Origin of the sequence: Geobacillus sp. BK01 (assembly GCF_052220245.1) — a bacterium.
Classification (GTDB): Bacteria; Bacillota; Bacilli; order Bacillales; family Anoxybacillaceae; genus Geobacillus.
In genome coordinates this window covers 172,077-190,651 of record NZ_JBQPTH010000002.1, presented here as the reverse complement: position 1 = coordinate 190,651, position 18,575 = coordinate 172,077, and the positions used below count along the sequence as shown (strand labels likewise).

Here is an 18,575-nt window from a genome sequence, read left to right as displayed (position 1 = left end):
GCGCGTCTTTACTTAGCAATAAAGTATTTCGCCAAGGCCTCGGCCCATCGTTTGGTGCCTTCTTTCGTCGGCAAGTCGCTGTCCGGGTCGATGAAGGTGGCGAATTCGTCGCTTTCATCATCCGGCCAGGCGGGCCAATGATCGAGGTATGTATAGCCGTTCTCTTTGGCGAACGCTTGCAAGGCGGCGACTTGTTGGGGGTAGTACGTCGCATTGGCGATCGGGTTCGGCGGCTGCAACATCACGACCGCGTTCGGGGCCGCATTTTTCAGTTGCCCGATCATCGCTTGAATATGTTCGAGCGAATCGTCGATCGTGACGACTCCGTTGTCGTTTAAGAGAAATGGTTCTAGCAACACAAGATCGGGTTGTTCCTCCGCCCAGTCGGCGGCGATGCGCTGTTCGTCGGCATCGGCTGTGGTGAACCCTTCATATTCATGGACAGTGATATCGAACACGCCCTTTCCGTATGCTTCGTCGAGGGCTTGTTTGAATAAATCAGGCCAACCGCCTTTCTCCGGGGTGGACTCCGAACCGGCGATCACGAGGCGGATCGGGCGGTTTTCGTTGACCGCCTGTTTCATGACATGTTGTGCTGCGGCGGGCAGTTGCTTGGCGCGGGCGAGCACCGTTTCTGCTTTATGGGCCATTTCGTCTTGTTTGGACGTCGTTTCCATTTTGGCGCGCGCCTCTTTTACTACCGCGGCGATATTTTGTTCCCAGTAGAAATGGCTCGCGACGATCAAAGTGAGGCAGGCTGCGGCGACAATGACAATCAACACAACGTTTTTCAACCGTTCTCTCCCCCTTCGTTTCTCTATCGCATGAACGGCTTCCCACGCGTTGGGGAAGCCGTTCGTTGTTACTTGTATTGGTAGTAATAATAATACCCGCCGTCGCGATGTTTCCGCTTGTTCAAGACGACGCCGAGCAGCTTGGCGTTCGCGGCTTCGAGCAGCTCTTTCGCCTTGACGGCCGCCTCAATTTCCGTTCGTCCGCTTTCGATGACGAGGACGGTGCCGTCGCATTGGTTGGCCAGCACTTGTGCGTCCGTTACCGCCAAGACAGGTGGGGTGTCGAAGATGACAAGGTCGAACGTTTCGTACAATTGTTTAAGGCATTGGGCCATTGCGTTCGAGCTAAGGAGCTCGGCCGGATTCGGCGGGATCGGGCCGGAGGTTAAGATCGATAAATGGTCGATCTCGGTCTCCTGGCACGTCGGCAACAGCGGCGCCGAGCCCGTCAAAACGTTCGTTAATCCCATGTAGTTGTTTAACCGGAAGGTGTAATGGACCGTCGGTTTGCGCAAGTCGGCGTCAATGAGCAATGTCTTTTTTCCTTGTTGGGCGAACACGACAGCTAAGTTGGCGGCCGTTGTCGATTTTCCTTCGCCGCTGCCCGTCGAGGTGACGATAAACGAACGAAGCGGCTGATCGACGAACGAAAACTGAATGTTCGTCCGAATCGTCCGGTATTGTTCGGAAATCGGCGATTTTGGATTGTCAACAGCGATCAGTCTTCGCTCTGTTTTTCGGGTTTGTTTTTTACGAGCCAATGGTTTCACCTCTTGTTTGCGGAATGGTCGTGTTCGTCTTTGTTTTTTGGTCGCTGTCAGCGGCAATCAAGCTGACGGCGCCGAGCACCGGCAAGCCGAGATGGTTTTCGACGTCTTCTTCGGTTTTGATCGTGTTGTCCAAGTACTCGAGCAGGAAGGCGATCCCGACGCCGGTCATGAGGCCGACGACAAAGGCGATGGCCATGTTCAGCAATGGCTTCGGTTTGACTGGGGTTTGGTTTTCTTTCACTTCCGCTTTCGAGAGAATCGTCACGTTGTCGATGTTCATGATTTTGACGATTTCGTTTTTGAACACTTCGGCTGTTTTGTTGGCGATGTTCGCCGCCATGGCCGGATCGGGATCTTGGACGGTGACGGAGAACACTTGCGAGTCTTTTTCGCTTGAGACTTGGATTTGTCCGTTCAGCTCGTCGAGCGTCTGGTCAAGGTTTAATTCGTTTTTCACTTTTTCCAAAATGGTTGGGCTTTTGATGATGACGCTGTACGTGTTGATGAGCTGCACGTTCGTCTGGATTTCGTTGAAGTTGTAGAATTGCTGCTCAGATTTCGCCTGGTTGACGAGAATTTGTGTCGATGCCTGGTAGATTGGCGTTAATAGAAAATAGCTGACCACACCGCTTACAACGGTCGCCAGCGCGGTGATCAAGACAATAAGCCAAAGCCGTTTGCGCAACGTTTCGAACAGTTCGCGCAGGCTGATTGTTTCTTCCATTGTGTACCCCCCCTATCATCACCCGCCCGCATGATTCGACAGCGGACGAACCATTCCCATTATAGCGAATATATGAAGACATATCTAGCCGAAATCAGTACTAAATTTCCCCAATTTAAAAAGGCCGCCCAGGCAGGCAGCCTTTTGTCGTTATTCGTCTTTATTATCCCGGTCGTTGGCGTCTTGCGGGTCTTCAATCGGGTCTTCCGGGTCCGGGTTCCGGTCGTTTTCATCGTCGCCCACGTCGTTGCCCGGCGCCAAGTCGTTGTCACCGTTGTCGCCCGGGACAAGGTCGCCGTTGTTATTGTCCCCCGGCACAACGTCGTTGTCGGCGTTATCGTCTTGGTTGATGTCATCGGCCGGGTTCATGTCCATGTCATTGACGCCGTTGTCATCGTTGTCATTGACATCGTTTTGTTCGTTGTTTGGCGGCGGCGGATTGTCGTTGTCATTGTCGCCGTTGCATCCGGCCGCTAAAAAGAGGGCGACGACGGCGCTGAACAGTTTGAACAGCAGTGTTTTGTTTTTCATGGCACCTTCTCCTTTCTTCGTGTTGTTGTGACCTTATGTAAGACCGGTCCTTGTTTATCTTTCCCAGAAGAGCGCATTTCATACATCGGTGGTGAAACAAATGCGGAGGTGGCGGTTAGAGGAATGAATATACGCGCCCACAGAGGGGCGCGCGTGGGTCAGCCGTTTGTTTTCTCGCCGAGGGCGAACATGAGCTCTGTTTCGCAGACGAGTTCGCCGTCGACGGTGGCGGTGCCTTTGCCTTTGCCGATGGCGCCGCGGGCGCGGAGAATTTCGACTTCAAGGCGAATTTGGTCGCCTGGTTTCACTTGCCGCTTAAAGCGGCAGTTGTCGATGCCGGCGAAAAAAGCGAGGCGGCCGCGGTTGTCCTCGCTTTGCAGGAGGACGACGGCGCCGACTTGGGCGAGCGCCTCGACGATCAAGACGCCCGGCATGACCGGGTATTCGGGGAAGTGGCCGGCGAAAACCGCTTCGTTGGCGCTCACGTTTTTGATGCCGACGGCGCGCTTTCCTTCTTCGATTTCAACGATGCGGTCGACAAGCAAAAACGGATAGCGGTGCGGGATGATCGCCTGGATTTGTTGGATGTCAAGCATGGAAACACTCCTTTTCATTAGCATCAAAACGGTGACGCCGCAAGATCCTCTTATGTCCCTTTTTCAACAACGTCAACAATGTGCTGCCACGTCGACGGGCGGAATACGTCAAGCCACGCCCCGTCGCCGATGGCGCTGTAGCCGATGATGGCGCCGACGGTGAGGCTTAAGGCCATCAAGGCGGCGACGATGATGAGACGAAGCCAGATCGGGATGAGTCGCGTGCGCGCGAAACGGCGCGGCTTGGCGCCACCAGCCTCGGATGGCGGTTCGTGCGCGTTGTCCGCCGGTTGCTCTTCCGGCAAGGCAGCGGCCGCGCCGCTGTCGTGCGGGCTGGCGGCGGAGCGTTGCTGTTCCCGCTGCTTTCGCCGCGCGACGCGGGAGAGCGGTTCGTTTTTCGTTTCATTGCTCATGGTGATCTCTCCTTATGAGGAGCGCAAGTTGTTGATAAGCCCGAGCATCTGTTCGGAAATGGAAACGGCGCGGGCGTTCAGCTGGTAGGCGCGGTTGGTCGCGATCATGCCGGTCAATTCCTCGCCGAGGTCGACGTTCGATTGCTCGAGAGCCCCTTGTTTTATGGCGATGTCGTTGCGCAAGGCGCCATTCAATTCCCGCGCGGCGCCGGGGACGGCCGGCAAGGTGAAGACGTTGTCGCCTTGCGCTTCGAGAAGCTGCGGCCGGTCAATGGCGGTGACGCCAAGATTGACGCGGGCGACGATGGCGCCGCTCGCATCGATGGCGGTCAGCGTCCCGGTCGGGGACAGCTCGATGCGGTTCGTGCCGGCCGGAAGCTCGACCGGTGCGTTCGTTTCATCGAGCACGGGACGGCCGTCGCTCGTGACTAGAGCGAGGCGGCCGGCGGAAGGCGTGAAAGAAAAATTGCCCGCCCGGGTGTAGCCGACCGTTTCGGCCCCGTTTTGGCCGGTAAGGCGAACGCGGAACCATTGGTTGGCGGCGGTGAAGGCGACGTCAAGCGCGCGGCCGGTCTCGATGAGCGCCCCTTGCGCGGGTACGAGCATCGTCGAGGCGAGGCGCGCCCCGTTGCCGTAGCGCACGCCAGGCGGCGTTTGGCGCGGCGCTCCGTCATCAGGCAGGCGGTCGACTTGCTCGGTTAGGAGCTCAGCGAAGCTCGCCTCGCGCCGTTTAAAGCCGACGGTGTTGCTGTTGGCGATGTTGTGGCTGATCGTATCGAGCCGCTGCTGCAAGGCGTTCATTGTGTTGGCGGCGGTAAGCATGGAGCGGAGCACGGGCTTGTCCCCCTTTCGTCATCATTTCAGGCGGCCGACTTCGTTGACGGCCTTGTCCAAACTGCGGTCGTACGCTTGGATGATCTTTTGGTTCGCTTCAAAGGCCCGATAGGCGGCCAACAAATCGGTCATCGCGCGCTCAATGTCGACGTTTGACCGCTCGAGAAAGCGTTGTTTCACCGTGTACGTCACATTGCCGGGCGCCTGCGGCAGCGGGCCTGCCGTGCTGCGGAACAGGCCGTTTCCTTCTTTCACAAGCGTTTGCGGATCGGCGGCGAAGACGACGCCGAGGCGGGCGATTTCCCGGTTTTCGGCGATGATCGTCCCGTCGTCGCGGACGGTGAACGTTTCGTTCGGAACGGCGATGCGCCCGCCGTTGTCATCGAGCACATACCAGCCGTCTTGCGTAGTGAAATAGCCGTCCGGGCTCACGGTGAAATGGCCGTTGCGCGTGTACCGGATGTCGCCTTGACCGTTTTCGACGGCAAACAAAAGCGCGCCCCGCCGCCCGCTTTCCGGGTCGGCGGGCACTTGTCCGTCCACGATGGCGACATCGGTCGCGAGCCCGGTCTCGTTCACGTCCCCTTGCCGAAAGTTCGGGATGAGTTCTTGCATATAGACGCCCGTGTTCAGCGGCCCGATCACCGTTTGCGTCGGAACGGCGCGCGGCGGGGCCGACGGCAAGGACGCATCCTCAAGCCGGGTCATGAGCAGTTCCGGAAACGCTCTCATCGCGGCCGCGTCGGCTTTGTACCCCGGCGTCTCGGCGTTCGCCAAGTTGTTGGTCAGCATCTCGACGCGCCGCTGCTGGGCGAGCATGCCGCCGGCGGCGGTATACAATCCTCTTAGCATGGCAGCCACCTCGCTTGTCCACGAAAATTCGTTGCAAAAAGCCGCGGCCGGCTTGGGCGAGCGGCTTCGTTAGTTCCATTATAGGCGGGCGGGGGCAGCAGCCGCATCCCCCGCTTTTCCTTTTTTACACCAACTGCGATTTCGGCGCGCGGTCGATGTTCTCAAGCATCAGCCCGGTGCCGATGGCGACGCAGTCCATCGGATTTTCAGCGATGAACACCGGCAGCTTCAGCTCTTCGGCAAGCAGCTGATCGACGCCGTGCAGGAGGGCGCCGCCGCCCGTTAAAATGACGCCGCGGTCGATAATGTCGGCCGACAGTTCCGGCGGCGTGCGCTCGAGCACGCTTTTCGCAGCTTGTACAATCAATGACACCGGCTCGCGAAGTGCCCGTTCGATTTCTTCGGAGCGGACGGTGATCGTGCGCGGCAACCCGGTGACGAGATCGCGGCCGCGGACGTCGATTTCCTCGGCCCGTGCGCCTGGGAATACCGTTGCGACTTTGATTTTAATCTCCTCGGCCGTTCGTTCCCCGATAAGCAGCTTATATTCGCGCTTAATGTAGTTTAAAATTTCCATGTCGAACTTGTCCCCGGCCATTTTAATGGAAGAGGCGGTGACAATGTCCCCCATCGAGAGAACTGCGACATCGGTCGTGCCACCGCCAATATCGACGACCATGTTTCCGCACGGCTGGAAAATGTCCATTCCGGCGCCAATGGCTGCGACTTTCGGCTCTTCCTCTAAGTACACTTTTTTGCCGCCGCTTTTTTCTGCCGCCTCTTTGATCGCTTTCCGTTCGACCGATGTCGTGTTTGTCGGGCAACAGATTAAAATGCGCGGTTTGGCGAAAAAGCCTTTTAGGTCGAGCTTGCTTAAGAAATGCTTCAGCATCGCTTCCGTAATGTCAAAGTCGGCGATGACGCCGTCTTTGAGCGGCCGAATGGCAACAATATTCCCAGGAGTACGTCCGACCATTCGTCGTGCTTCTTCGCCGACTGCGAGCACTTTGTTCGTGTTTTTATCGATCGCCACGACGGACGGCTCATTGAGCACAATGCCTTTGCCTTTGACGAAAATGAGGACGTTCGCCGTGCCTAGGTCAATGCCGATATCTCGTGAAAACATACATTGCTCCTCCTTGCCTCTGCCCTGAAATCATTCCTAATTGGTTATTTTACCATATTCCGCGACCGGAATGATACTGCCAACGGCAGATGGCAAGGAAAAAGTTAATTGTTTTTCACGGCCTGTTTTTTGTACTTTTTCTTCGTCGCTTCACCGCCGCGCAAATGGCGGATCGATTTATGGTAATCGAGAATTTGTTTTACTTCTTGGGCCAGCTCCGGGTTGATTTCCGGCAGCCGCTCAGTCAAGTCTTTATGCACAGTGCTTTTCGACACGCCAAACTCTTTCGCGATGACGCGAACGGTTTTCCTCGTCTCCACGATATACTTGCCAATCTTGATCGTACGCTCTTTGATGTAATCGTGCACACCACTCGCCCTCCCTAAGTTGGATGTGAGAAGTGAGAAGTGTGAAATGAGACTCGTCTTGCCACTGATGAGCGCCGCTTTCGTTGGATGTCTCAGAAGCATCTTCGCCGCGTCGCTTGCCGGTTGTGAACGATCCCCACCTCAACCACTCTCATTGCTGTTCAATTTGTAACATTTTATTAGACAAAACGGGTATATATACCAGAAATATCAAGGCGGACAACCGTTTTTTCACAATTTTTTGCGGTTTGTAACGGAGGGGAAATGGGAAACGACTATACGTATAGAGAGGAAAAAAGGAGGAGTTGGGATGGGCAAAGGAAAAATGATCGGCGTCGCAGCCGTGTTGGCCGGGGTGGCGGCGGCGAGCGCGCTGTTTATGTATAGCAGCGGCGGCGAGCGCCCGCAGGCGAAAGACGACTTGCTTGGCCCCGCTCCGGCGGGCAAACCGGCCCCCGCCGGCGGGAAAGGGATCATCGCCGGAACGTTGGAGCCGTCGCTCACGTACGAAACGCAAAACGATGCTTACGTGTTTACGTTTACGGTCAAAAACCAAACGGAGCGCGTGCAAACGGTGACGTTTACGAGCTCGAAAAAGTATGACTACATTTTGTACCGCGATGGCCAAAAGGTGAAGCAGTACAGCGAAGGGAAAATGTTTGCGCAAATTTACGAAGAGCGGACGTTAAAACAAGGGGAAGAGCTGTCGTTCCAGGAGACGTTCCGCGGCCTGGAGCCTGGAACGTATACGCTCGAGTGGTGGCTCGCCGACAAAAACTGGCCACACGCCCGGGCGAAAGTGACGTTTACGGTGCAATGAGGCTTCGGGTGAACGGGAGCCGCCGCATGCGGCGCATGCCAAACGCCGCTCGTGCCGAGTTGGCCAACAGCCCGGTGAGAGAGGGCGCCCGTTCGCCTGTCAACGGCAACAATGACGACAAGAGGGATGCTTCCGTCACTGTGAGGAAGCATCCCTTCCATCTTTCTTTAGCCATAGAGGCCATTCATGGCGAGAGAAACACCGCCCCGTACACGAGCGCCAAGGCGATGACGTACGCCGGATGGAGGCGCCATTTGCCGAACATCAACAAGGCGCTGGCGGCAGCGAGACACACCATTTGGACGAGCCCGGCTCCTTCGTACGACTCGCGAAAAAAGTCGATCGCCATGATCCCAAGCATGACGGCGATCGCCGGGCGGATGTAGGCGGTAAGGCGCTTCACTTGCGGCGCATCTTTCCATTTGTACAGCAGCTGCAAAAGAGCCAGCAGCAACATAAGCGACGGGGCGACGCTCGCAAACACGGCGACGGCGGCGCCAAGGACGCCCGCTTGTTCGTAGCCGATATAGCCGGCCATTTTCGTGGCGATCGGGCCGGGAAGCGAGTTGCCGATCGCTAGCACTTCACTGAATTCGTTGACCGTCATCCACTGATAGCGGTCGACGACTTCGTGCTCCACAAGCGGGATGGACGCCGGGCCGCCGCCATAGCCTAAAATGCCGGGCCAAAAAAAGGCGAGAAACAAATGCCAATAAATCATGGTGACGCCCTCCTTTCACCGCGCTCGTTCCCGTTCGCCGCTTCCCGTTTTCCCCGCCCGACAAACGCCGCCGCCAGCAAAATGGCGACAATCAGCGCCGGATGGAGCCCGAGCCACTGCAAGGCGACAAAGCAGGCGACAAGCAGCAACGCAGCCGGCCCGATGCCGAGGGCCGCGCGCGCCTGCTTGGCAAACTGCCACGTCATTTCCGCCAACATGACCGCTACGACCGGCATTACCGCTTTTGTCATCCCGGCCACCCATGGCGTATCTTTGAACGAGGACAGCACAGCCAACAGCACGATCATCAACACAACGGTTGGCGCGGTTGTTGCCAAGACGGCGTTCACGAGCCCGAGCGGACCGCCGACGCGATGGCCGATATAACCGGCGAGCTTCGTCGCGATCGGGCCGGGCAAGGCGTTGGCAATGGCGAGAATTTCCGCGAACTCTTCATCGGTCATCCACCGGTATTTCGTCACGACCTCGGCGCGCACGAGCGGGATCGAGGATGGCCCGCCCCCATACCCGAGCATGCCGACGCGGAAAAAGGCGAGAAACAAATGCCATTGGTTCATCGGTGTCCTTCCTTTATCTTGAATTTCACCAAGCGGCGACCGCCCCGTCCGTGCGCGGCTCCGTCCCAGCGGCGAGCACGCCGGTTTGCGGGTCGCGCCAAATGATTTGCCCGCGGCCGAACGGACCGCCGTCTAACGCCACGCGGATGTCATGCCCTTTGCGGGCGAGCGCTTCGGCGATATGGCGCGGGAAGTGCGGCTCGACGAGCACGGTTTTCCCTTCCGTCCACTGCCAGCGGGGAGCATCGAGCGCCGCTTGCGGGTTCAAGGCGAAGTCGACGGTGTTCATGATCACTTGCAAATGCCCTTGCGGCTGCATGAATCCGCCCATGACGCCAAACGGTCCGACCGGCACGCCGTCTTTGGTCAAAAAGCCGGGGATGATCGTATGGTACGGCTTTTTCCTTGGCGCCAGCCCGTTCGGATGGCGTTCGTCAAAGGCGAAGTTATGGCCGCGGTTGTGCAAGGCAATGCCCGTGCCCGGGACGACGAGGCCGGAGCCGAAGCCCATGTAGTTGCTTTGGATGAACGACACCATGTTCCCGTCGCCGTCGGCGGCGGCCAAATAGACCGTTCCGCCTTTTGGCGGCGCGCCCGGCTCCGGCGTGAGCGCCTCCGCGCCGATTTGCGCCCGGCGCATAGCGGCAAACGATGCCGACAACAATTCATCCGTGCTGTAGTCCATATAGCGACGGTCGGCGATATACGCTTTGCCATCGGCAAAGGCGAGCTTCATCGCCTCGATTTGCCGGTGGTACGTCTCGACATCGGGAATGTTCGGCACGTCAAAGCCGTTCATAATGTTGAGCGCCATTAAGGCAACAAGCCCCTGCCCGTTCGGCGGAATTTCCCACACGTCATAGCCGCGATAGGAGACAGAAATCGGCTCGACCCACTCCGGTTCATAGTCGGCGAGGTCGTCCGCCGCCAAAAAGCCGCCGTATTGCTTCGAGAAGGCGGCGATTTTTTCCGCCAGCTCGCCGCGGTAAAAGCTTTCCGCCTCCGTTTCGGCAATCGAGCGGAGCGTCGCCGCATGGTCCGGGGACGCCCACACTTCGCCGATGTTCGGAGCGCGGCCGCCCGGCGCAAATGTCGCAAACCACGAGGCGAACTCCGGCCCGTTCAGCGCTTCTTTGTACACCCGATAAGCGTTCGCCCAATATTTGCCCAGCACCGGCGATACCGGGTAGCCGTTCTCCGCATAGGCGATCGCCGGAGCGAGCGTTTCGGCAAGCGGCAGGCGGCCAAAGCGCTTCGCCAGCGCCGCCCACGCCGCCGGCGCACCCGGCACCGTCACCGGGGCAAAGCCGTACTTCGGCATCTCGGTATAGCCGCGCTCTTTCAACGCTTCAATCGAAATCGCTTTTGGCGCATAGCCGCTCGCATTCAGCCCGTACAGTTTCCCATTTGTCCAAACAAGGGCGAACGCATCGCCGCCAATGCCGTTCGACGTCGGCTCCACGACCGTCAGACAGGCGGCAGCGGCAATGGCGGCATCGATGGCGTTACCGCCCTTTTTCAGCACGTCAAGCCCCGCCTGGGCCGCGAGCGGCTGCGATGTCGCGACAACGCCGTTTTTCGCAAACACCGTCATCCGCTGCGACGGATAGGGGTGGTATAGGTAGTCCATGGCCGGTATGCCCCTTTCTTTTGTTAAGTAAATTGAATCAAGTTCTTAACAAACGGAATATTTCCTCTTTCCATCCATTTTAAAAGAAAACGGGCACTATTTCCAGCTTTGTTTGGCGAAATAGGTCTAATATTCCGAAAAAGTTTGCTGCTTCATAGCCGCTACAACTTCAACCCCGTCCGGCTCTTGAAGCGGCGCAGCAAAATATGGCTCTCCACTCTCGTGATGCCTTCTAGGGCGTACAGCTCGTTGTTGATGAATTTTTCCAGGGCGGCAAAGTCTTCGACAAGGACGTGCATATGGAGCGTGCTCGGGCCGGTCATTTGGTAGCAGCTTGCCACGTTCGGATTCTCCGCCAGCTTTTGCGCCACTTCGACCAAATACGCCGGCTCGCAGTCGACCTCGAAAAACGCCGACACTTGTTTGCCGAATTTCTCCGAATTGATGACAACGGTAAACTTTTCAATGACACCGTGTTTGACGAGCTGGTTGACCCGCTCGCGGACGGCAACGCGCGATAAGTTGAGCTTTTTGCCGATGTCGACATAGGACATGCGGCCATCTTCAATTAACATCTCCAGGATTTTGCGGTCAATGTCGTCTAGTTTCACTGCATCGTCACCCGCCTACGTATCCATTTTTCTATCATTATATCGGTTGAAGCGGTGCGTTGGAAACTCTTTCTTTCGGTTGCGCTCCCCCTTGAACGGAAAAAAGGCCCTCTGTTTGTCCTGGCAAACAGAGGGCCTTTTTCTTTGTCAAGCGCTATGTCGGTTAGGCTCTTGCCATGCCGATCGAGGCGTCTGGCGTTTTGTAGGAAGACGCATCATCATGTTGGTCTTGTTGGTCGTCGTTTGGCGCCGTTGTGTTTTCGTCAGCCGGCGTTTGTTCCGTTTCGTTCGCCGGGTTGTCTTGCGTCGGCGCTGTTTCGTCGCTTGGCGTCGCTTTCTTCTCTTCGCTTGCGTTGGCGTTATCCGTTCCGGCGTTGTCTTCGGCTTTGTCGGTCAAAGCGGTCAACGGTTTATCGACGTAGTCGATCGGGTTGACCGGTTTACCGTCTTTGCGAATTTCAAAGTGGACGTGGATGCCCGCTTGTTTGTTAAATTCGCTTTGCCCTGCCTTGCCAAGCACTTCGCCTTGTTTCACCGTATCGCCTGCTTCCACTTTCACGTCAGCGAGCGATTGATAGACGGTCGTGACCCCTTGTTCATGGTTGATTTCCACCACGTAACCTAAAATCGGGTCTTTTTCCGCTTTCGTGACCGTGCCGCTTAATGCAGCCGTAACGTCAAACGTTTTGCCGTCCTGGCGCACAAGGTCGATCCCTTGGTTTGGATGGTACGTATGATCATAAAAGACGAGGGCTGCTTCCTGTTCTTGTTCCGATGCTTTTTCGTCATAGAACGGTGTTTTCACTTGTACTGCGTTCGGATCGAGCACAGGCATCGCGATGTTTTCGACCGCTTCATTGACCGGAATGGCCGGGTTTTCTTGCTCGGCGGTGCCGTTTTTCGCCACGTCGTTTTCGCCCGCGTTCTCCTGTTTGTCCGCCTGGAACCAGAGCGCGCCGGCGACAATCAACGCCGCGCAAGATAGATAAATAGCCGGAAATACCCAACGTTTGCGAAAGAAACGCTTCAGCGACGGTTGTTTTTGTTCCTCTCTCATGTTCATCACCTCAGCAACCATTTTGAACAGAAAGAGGAAAAGATATACACGCCGCAAACAATTTTTTTGCTTATTTTTTGACATTCGGCCTCGTTTTATGCAAAAAAAATCGGAGCGGACGCTCCGTTATTTTTTCACGGTCAACTTATTCAAAAAAGCAGTCGCTGAGGAGATGCGGACGCCGCGGTAATAATGTTTGACAATGTCGGCGTACGTTTTCCCTTCTTGGGCCATAAAGTTGGCACCATACTGGCTCATGCCGACGCCATGACCGTAGCCTTTTGTCGTGATGATGATGTCATCGCCTTTCCGCACCCACGTAAAATCGGTTGACGGCAAGCCGAGCCGTTCACGCACCTCGCGCCCGGTAAACGTCTTGCCGCCAACTTTCACTTCACCGACGCGGCGGCCGGGCGTGCGTGATAAAATGACGCCGACCGAACCGTCGGCGGACAGCGTTACGCCAAGACGCCGTTCAAATTCCGCAACGGTCATCGTTTTTCGCTGATAAAACTTCGGCGATTGTGTATCCCACGGGCTGGCTACGCTCTTTAAATACGGAAACTCGTTTTGCCAATACGCCTCTGAATTTTCAGTATACCCGTTGCTTGTGGAAAAAAAGAGCGCCTCGATCGGTTCATTGTTGTACGTTAAAATTTGTCCGCGCGTATCCAAAACCGCCTTCGTTATTTTTTTCATTTTCCAGTCATAGTCGCTTCCCCATAGCTTCCGCAGTTCGTCATCACTGTAATACACTTGGTGTGTCACCGTATCTGTCACGTTTGCGCCTTCGGGCAGGCGAAACGGCTGGTTGGCAAGCAGCTGTTTGACAATGTACGTTCGGGCTGTCAGCGCTTGTGCCTTTAACGCCTCGAGTTCAAATTCAGCCGGCATTTCCGCCGCTACAACGCCAATGACATATTGTTCGAGAGGAATTCTTTCTACGCGTTGTTCTTTGCTTCGGTAGACCGCCACGTCAACGGACGGCCCTTCGGCTGCCTGCGAACGTTGGAGTTGTTCTTGCTTGTGCAGTTGTTCGGCCAATTTTGCCACCTTCCCGTCGTAAAATGGTAGAACGAGCGCCGCCGGAATGACGAGGATGGCGACAAATAGGCATAGTGCGAGTACGATTACTGGTTTTAGTCGTTTCACCATAGCCGAGCCCCCAATATGCATTTTTCGAGCGCAAGCGGACATCATGAATCAATGCCTGCATGGCTTCGGTTCGTTACTATAGTTATGGGCTCGGACAAGTATATATGACAGTTTTCTTTCACGTTCCCTCCCATCCTTGAACGAGCGGATTTTGCGGTCAAAACGCGGAGGGGTGGCATTGGCCGGTCAAGCGGGGGCTAACGTTGGCCAAGGAAGGGGCGGCCAGGAAATGCAAAAAAACGACCATTCCCTACCAACGGTAGTTCACGGTCGTTTTTCGCCATTATCCGTTCCATTCGATCGCTTGGACTTGGTCAAGTTGTTCCGTTTCTTCGCGGACGCGTTCAATATCGGCGCCAAGCGCCGCCAATTTTTCGTGGAAGCGGACATAGCCGCGGTCAAGATGGCGCAGCTCGGTCACGCGCGTGTAGCCGTCCGCTGCGAGGCCGGCCAAAATCAAAGCAGCCGCAGCGCGCAAATCCGTTGCCGCCACCTCGGCGCCTTGCAGCTGGCACGGGCCGTTAATAATGACGGAGCGTCCTTCAATTTTAATATCGGCGTTCATCCGGCGGAATTCTTCCACATGCATGAAGCGGTTTTCAAAGACGGTCTCCGTGATCATGCTGGTGCCTTCCGCTTTTAACAAGAGAGCCATCATTTGCGACTGCATGTCGGTCGGAAATCCAGGGTATGGCATCGTCTTAATATCGGCCGCTTTCAACGTTTCCGGACCGATGACACGCACGCCGTTTTCCTCTTCGATGACCGTCACGCCCATTTCTTCCAGCTTGGCAATAAGTGAGCTTAAATGTTCGGGAACCGCCCCTTGCACGAGGACGTTGCCGCCCGTGATGGCGGCGGCGACCATAAACGTGCCGGCTTCGATGCGGTCCGGGATGACCGTATGCGCCGTACCGACAAGCTCGTCGACCCCTTCAATACGGATCGTGCCCGTGCCGGCGCCCCGCACCTTGGCACCCATCGCATTCAAAAAGTTCGCCAAATCAACGATTTCCGGCTCTTTGGCACAGTTTTCAATCACGGTCATGCCTTCCGCGAGCACGGCTGCCATCATAATATTTTCTGTCGCTCCGACGCTTGGGAAGTCCAAATATACTTTGGCGCCGCGGAGACGGCCGTTCACTTCTGCATCAATAAAGCCGTTGCCGACTTTCACGGAGGCGCCCATTGCTTCAAAGCCTTTTAAGTGTTGATCAATCGGGCGCGAACCAATGGCACAACCGCCCGGCAGCGCAACACGGGCTCGGCCGTTGCGCGCCAACAGCGGTCCCATCACGAGCACGGAAGCGCGCATTTTCCGCACATATTCAAACGGCGCTTCCACCGTCAACGGACCGGTGGCATCGACCATCACGGCATTGCCGGCGATGCGCACATCGGCGCCTAAATAGCGGAGCACTTCGCTGATTGTATATACATCGGAAAGAGCAGGCACATCATGAATCGTACTTGTTCCTTTAGTCGCTAATAAGGTGGCAGCGATGACGGGCAAAACGGCATTTTTTGCACCTTCCACTTTGACGGTGCCGCTCAACCGGTTTCCGCCACGGACGATGATCTTTTCCAAGGTATTCCCCTCCGCGTCCAATTTCTCTATATTAATATTCAATGGTAATGATTGGGGTTCCAACAACGACGCGCGTCTTGCCGCCCAATCTTTCTCTCAAGGCGAGTTGCATGTTCATCTTCTGGTGATTGGCGGCCGGGAGAACGTTCTTCCACTGCCCAGTATATGCAGACAGGGAGACAAATGACTCTTCCCGCAACCACTCGACAGGCGTCGCTTGAAAGTCTCGCAGCAATTGAGAGGCCTGGTTGAACAAACCACCTTTCATATTACCATTGAACTCGCCTTCAATACAAGCATAAAATGTAGGATCGTTCACAAATAGTCCGTTCGTCTTTTCTCGAATGTGTTGTGCTGCTTCTTTCCACCTAGTTTGGCTCCATGTAGGGCCAGTTGCTTCATAGAGGATATACGTTTGCGGCGTCCCATTTGTGACGGTCATCACGAGCTGAATTTGTTCTTGAAAGAAGGGGTGTTCGCGTTTGCCGATCGCTTTTTGCCAATGACTTGTGCGGCTGAACGACCAGCGAAACGAACGATACGTTTGTTTCAGTTCGGCCATTTTTTTGAAAAAGTCCGCATCATTTTGAATATCGTGGGCATACTCTCTTGTGTAAATGACCCAGCGGCCAAGTGAGGCACCGTGTTGCGTTAATGTATGTGCCATTGTTTCCATCGGTACCGACCATTCGTCTCCCCGCGCACCTTCCGTCCGGTACTGCCATGCGGCCAAAAACAGACTTGTGAGCATGAGCGCCATCAGCCATTTGATCTGTTTTTTTCTCATCTTCGTTCCCTTCCTCTCCTTACTTGTTATTGTTGCCACCAGGCAAGGGAACATACGTCAAAAAAATCGACAACAGATGATTTTTGAAATCGTTTTCATGCATAAAAAAAGAGCGAGCGGGCAACGCCGCTCACAAAGGGGGAAGGAGCCCGCGGCCGGGCGTGCGGCGGGCACTAGAAGGCGGTAAGGCGCACCGCTTGTGGAAGTGTGGCGATCGAGCAGATGCAGGGGAGCGGCGAACGGAACAAAAACAGGGCTTGGGCGGAAGATAAGCCGACACGATGCGACAAAAGCGGCTTTGGCGGCTTTGCTTGAGCGGATTCCAACCACCCGCTCCCCTCAATCGCGGAACAAATACGGCAAATCAGTTGACCATGCCCAATAGTCAAGGAAAAAGTTCGCGACCGTTGAGCCGATGGCAATCGTGAGCAAAATGTACAACAGCCGCCCTTGGACGACGCGGTTTGGCTTCAGCAACAGATCAATCCGCACCGCTTGGAGCGTCCACCACGTCACGGCCATAAACGCCAAATGAACGATAATCGCAACCAATGCCTGTTGGCCAATGATTGACATCACCGCTTTCCACCGTTACGCAAAACTTACAAAACTCTACAAGGTTTTCGTAGTCCACGCGTTTATGTTCCAATCGAATCCGTATCTTCTGCATCTGTCTTTCGAGTTTTGCCGTGTTGCGTGTTTTGACGTAACGGATTGCACCACCTTTCTCTTGAATTTTATTCATTTCATACTTTCTTGAGCATTGGCGCTGCAATCGGTGCAAACGCTTCTCCAGCTTTTAACTCCCTTATCCTCTTCTTGGCTTGGTTGGCTCTGTTTGGTCGATCATTTCCATGTCTACGTTGCAGCGTTGACAGATTTGCTCCATTTGCCAATACTGTCATCCTCCATCGCAATCACCCTATACATAAATAATGCCATAAAATTTTATTATTTACGCATAGAGTTGTATAAATCGTTATAAAAATGGTTTAACTGCTAACACCCTCTCTCGAAAAAAGGTCCACCGCCTCATTTTCTCTCATTGTTGCCCTCGATAAAGGAATTCCGTACCCCCTGTTTAACAAAAAAGAGGAGAGGCGTTCCTCTCCCCTTATTGTACCGTTACGGCAAAAAATCACCAAAATGCCCGAATTGGGCGAGCACATCGTACGCAAGCCCCGGCGCCCAACCGACCGCCAGCGTTCCGAGCGCGCAAAGGACCACAGCGGTCGACAATCCCGCCGGCAAGCGGCGCAATGGCGCGAGAGAAGCCGGGCGGAAAAAGAGCTGAACGAGCAAGTTGAAATAGTACACGTACGAGATGACGGTCGTGATCGCCATCACCGCAGCCAGCACGTAATGGCCCGGTTCGGTCACGACAAGGCCGATGAACAAATAGAGCTTGGCGATGAATCCGGCCGTCCCCGGAATGCCGGCGAGCGAGAGCAAAAACAAGCCGAGTGCCGCTGCCAAGAGCGGACGGTGCCGGTATAAACCGGCGAGCCCGGCCAAATCATCAGAGCCGGTTTCGTTGACGATATGCGCCACGATGGCAAACGCTCCAATGTTCATAAACACATAGGCGAGCAAGTAAATCCAAAGCGAATCGATCATCGTCCATGACATCGCGGCAAACCCGGCGAGCAAGTAGCCGGCATGGGCGATGCTCGAGTAGGCGAGGAGCCGCTTTAAGCTCCGCTGCCGAAGCGCCACGACGTTGCCGATGATCATCGTCAGTCCGGCCAGCACGGCGATGACGGGCTGCATCGACAGCAAGAGTGATGACGGGTCCCGTCCTTCTGCCGGCGCGGCGGCAAACATCGTCACAAACAGGCGGAGAAGGAGAACGAAGCCGGCTGTTTTCGATACGACGCTGAAAAACGCCGTCGCCGGAACGGGCGCCCCTTCGTACACGTCCGGCGCCCACATATGGAACGGGACGGTCGCCAGCTTAAACGAAACGCCAATCAACAACAGAAGGAAGGCCAAAGCGAGCATGTACGTCTCGTTCGTCTCCTGCAGCCGGCGCGCCATATCGCCGAGATTCGTCGTTCCGGTCAAACCGAATACATAGCTCATGCCAAACAGCATGATGGCGGTGGCGATGCCGCCGTTAATCACATATTTGAGCGCCGCCTCGTTCGACGCCGTTGCCGTTTTGCGCAAGCCGGCCAAAATGTAGGACGAGACCGTAAGCAGCTCGATGCTGACAAACAGCGTCAACAAATCGCCGCTTGAAGCCACCATCATCGCCCCAAGCAAAGCAAACAGCATCATGTAGACAAATTCACCACGATAGCGGCCGCCCTCTTTCGGCTCCCACTCGGCGACAAGGAGAAGAGCGAGCGCCCCGCCGGCTAGCAAGATGAGCTTGAACGCTTTCGCAAAGCCATCAAGCCGGAACGTATCGTGCAAAATTGAAACCGGCTCGGCCGGAATCATTGCCGCCGTCACCGCCAATGCGACCACAGCTGCCGCCGCTGCGCCCCAGGCGAGCGGGCGGCGGCTTCGCTCCTTCGGCATGGCCAAGTCAATCAATAACAGCACGACCGCCGCCGTGAGAACGATCCATTCGGGTGTCATCATGCTCCAATTTGCTTGCCACACATCGTTCATG

23 protein-coding genes are annotated in these 18,575 nt (G+C 55.8%); 1 reads left to right on the top strand and 22 read right to left on the bottom strand.

Annotated features, from left to right (window positions below):
- Window positions 1–8: 8 nt before the first annotated feature.
- The 10 genes from ACTVDO_RS03295 to spoIIID form a co-directional block, all read right to left on the bottom strand.
- Entirely contained in the window at window positions 9–794 is a 786-nt protein-coding gene (locus ACTVDO_RS03295) for an SGNH/GDSL hydrolase family protein (protein ID WP_442901022.1), read from the bottom strand.
- A gap of 68 nt (window positions 795–862) precedes the next feature.
- Window positions 863–1,564, bottom strand: coding sequence for a CpsD/CapB family tyrosine-protein kinase (locus ACTVDO_RS03290; RefSeq protein WP_442901021.1), 702 nt, complete (start codon window positions 1,562–1,564; stop codon window positions 863–865).
- Window positions 1,545–2,288, bottom strand: coding sequence for a YveK family protein (locus ACTVDO_RS03285; RefSeq protein ID WP_442901020.1), 744 nt, complete (start codon window positions 2,286–2,288; stop codon window positions 1,545–1,547). The genes ACTVDO_RS03290 and ACTVDO_RS03285 overlap by 20 nt, the downstream gene beginning before the upstream one ends.
- 150 nt (window positions 2,289–2,438) lie before the next feature.
- Window positions 2,439–2,819 carry a hypothetical protein gene (locus tag ACTVDO_RS03280; protein WP_442901019.1) on the bottom strand — a complete coding sequence of 127 codons (381 nt, stop codon included), beginning with the start codon at window positions 2,817–2,819 and terminating at the stop codon, window positions 2,439–2,441.
- A 158-nt stretch (window positions 2,820–2,977) separates the two neighbouring features.
- Window positions 2,978–3,415 (bottom strand): 3-hydroxyacyl-ACP dehydratase FabZ, encoded by a 438-nt coding sequence (gene fabZ, locus ACTVDO_RS03275; protein ID WP_020961472.1) that lies wholly within the window; start codon window positions 3,413–3,415, stop codon window positions 2,978–2,980.
- A gap of 50 nt (window positions 3,416–3,465) precedes the next feature.
- The gene (locus ACTVDO_RS03270; RefSeq protein ID WP_442901018.1) at window positions 3,466–3,828 is read right to left on the bottom strand and encodes a DNA-directed RNA polymerase subunit beta; all 363 of its coding nucleotides are present in this window, start codon (window positions 3,826–3,828) and stop codon (window positions 3,466–3,468) included.
- Between the two features lie 12 nt (window positions 3,829–3,840).
- Window positions 3,841–4,662, bottom strand: a complete 822-nt coding sequence (locus ACTVDO_RS03265; RefSeq protein WP_442901017.1) for a flagellar hook-basal body protein — start codon at window positions 4,660–4,662, stop codon at window positions 3,841–3,843.
- Between the two features lie 21 nt (window positions 4,663–4,683).
- Window positions 4,684–5,514, bottom strand: coding sequence for a flagellar hook-basal body protein (locus tag ACTVDO_RS03260; protein ID WP_020961475.1), 831 nt, complete (start codon window positions 5,512–5,514; stop codon window positions 4,684–4,686).
- A gap of 124 nt (window positions 5,515–5,638) precedes the next feature.
- Complete coding sequence (locus ACTVDO_RS03255) at window positions 5,639–6,640, bottom strand: rod shape-determining protein (RefSeq protein WP_020961476.1); 1,002 nt, start codon at window positions 6,638–6,640, stop codon at window positions 5,639–5,641.
- A gap of 104 nt (window positions 6,641–6,744) precedes the next feature.
- Window positions 6,745–7,008 carry a sporulation transcriptional regulator SpoIIID gene (gene spoIIID, locus ACTVDO_RS03250; RefSeq protein ID WP_008880665.1) on the bottom strand — a complete coding sequence of 88 codons (264 nt, stop codon included), beginning with the start codon at window positions 7,006–7,008 and terminating at the stop codon, window positions 6,745–6,747.
- Between the two features lie 310 nt (window positions 7,009–7,318).
- On the opposite strand from spoIIID, the gene ACTVDO_RS03245 reads away from it, so the two are divergent.
- On the top strand, window positions 7,319–7,828 hold the full coding sequence (locus tag ACTVDO_RS03245) for a BsuPI-related putative proteinase inhibitor (protein WP_442901016.1): 510 nt from the start codon (window positions 7,319–7,321) through the stop codon (window positions 7,826–7,828).
- Here the strand turns inward: ACTVDO_RS03245 and ACTVDO_RS03240 are convergent.
- From ACTVDO_RS03240 to nuoN, 12 genes are all read right to left on the bottom strand, one after another.
- Window positions 7,815–7,967: a hypothetical protein gene (locus ACTVDO_RS03240; RefSeq protein WP_442901015.1), complete on the bottom strand. Its 153-nt coding sequence runs from the start codon at window positions 7,965–7,967 to the stop codon at window positions 7,815–7,817. The genes ACTVDO_RS03245 and ACTVDO_RS03240 overlap by 14 nt on opposite strands.
- 45 nt (window positions 7,968–8,012) lie before the next feature.
- A complete protein-coding gene (locus ACTVDO_RS03235; RefSeq protein WP_442901014.1) occupies window positions 8,013–8,549 on the bottom strand; it encodes a chromate transporter in 537 nt (178 codons plus the stop codon).
- The gene (locus ACTVDO_RS03230) at window positions 8,546–9,127 is read right to left on the bottom strand and encodes a chromate transporter (protein WP_020961480.1); all 582 of its coding nucleotides are present in this window, start codon (window positions 9,125–9,127) and stop codon (window positions 8,546–8,548) included. The genes ACTVDO_RS03235 and ACTVDO_RS03230 overlap by 4 nt, the downstream gene beginning before the upstream one ends.
- Window positions 9,128–9,152: 25 nt before the next feature.
- Window positions 9,153–10,757: a gamma-glutamyltransferase family protein gene (locus tag ACTVDO_RS03225; RefSeq protein ID WP_442901013.1), complete on the bottom strand. Its 1,605-nt coding sequence runs from the start codon at window positions 10,755–10,757 to the stop codon at window positions 9,153–9,155.
- A gap of 161 nt (window positions 10,758–10,918) precedes the next feature.
- A complete protein-coding gene (locus tag ACTVDO_RS03220; protein ID WP_442901012.1) occupies window positions 10,919–11,368 on the bottom strand; it encodes an Lrp/AsnC family transcriptional regulator in 450 nt (149 codons plus the stop codon).
- A 163-nt stretch (window positions 11,369–11,531) separates the two neighbouring features.
- A complete protein-coding gene (locus ACTVDO_RS03215; RefSeq protein ID WP_442901011.1) occupies window positions 11,532–12,425 on the bottom strand; it encodes a peptidoglycan DD-metalloendopeptidase family protein in 894 nt (297 codons plus the stop codon).
- A gap of 126 nt (window positions 12,426–12,551) precedes the next feature.
- Window positions 12,552–13,580 carry a stage II sporulation protein D gene (gene spoIID / locus ACTVDO_RS03210; protein WP_442901010.1) on the bottom strand — a complete coding sequence of 343 codons (1,029 nt, stop codon included), beginning with the start codon at window positions 13,578–13,580 and terminating at the stop codon, window positions 12,552–12,554.
- Window positions 13,581–13,863: 283 nt separating this feature from the next.
- Window positions 13,864–15,168, bottom strand: coding sequence for a UDP-N-acetylglucosamine 1-carboxyvinyltransferase (murA, locus tag ACTVDO_RS03205; RefSeq protein ID WP_020961490.1), 1,305 nt, complete (start codon window positions 15,166–15,168; stop codon window positions 13,864–13,866).
- A 31-nt stretch (window positions 15,169–15,199) separates the two neighbouring features.
- Window positions 15,200–15,955, bottom strand: a complete 756-nt coding sequence (locus ACTVDO_RS03200; RefSeq protein WP_020961491.1) for a YwmB family TATA-box binding protein — start codon at window positions 15,953–15,955, stop codon at window positions 15,200–15,202.
- Window positions 15,956–16,128: 173 nt separating this feature from the next.
- A complete protein-coding gene (locus tag ACTVDO_RS03195; RefSeq protein ID WP_442901009.1) occupies window positions 16,129–16,281 on the bottom strand; it encodes a hypothetical protein in 153 nt (50 codons plus the stop codon).
- Window positions 16,282–16,294: 13 nt separating this feature from the next.
- Window positions 16,295–16,534: a DUF1146 family protein gene (locus ACTVDO_RS03190; protein ID WP_041267804.1), complete on the bottom strand. Its 240-nt coding sequence runs from the start codon at window positions 16,532–16,534 to the stop codon at window positions 16,295–16,297.
- A gap of 546 nt (window positions 16,535–17,080) precedes the next feature.
- The gene (gene nuoN / locus ACTVDO_RS03185; RefSeq protein WP_442901008.1) at window positions 17,081–18,574 is read right to left on the bottom strand and encodes an NADH-quinone oxidoreductase subunit NuoN; all 1,494 of its coding nucleotides are present in this window, start codon (window positions 18,572–18,574) and stop codon (window positions 17,081–17,083) included.
- Between the last annotated feature and the right edge of the window lies 1 nt (window position 18,575).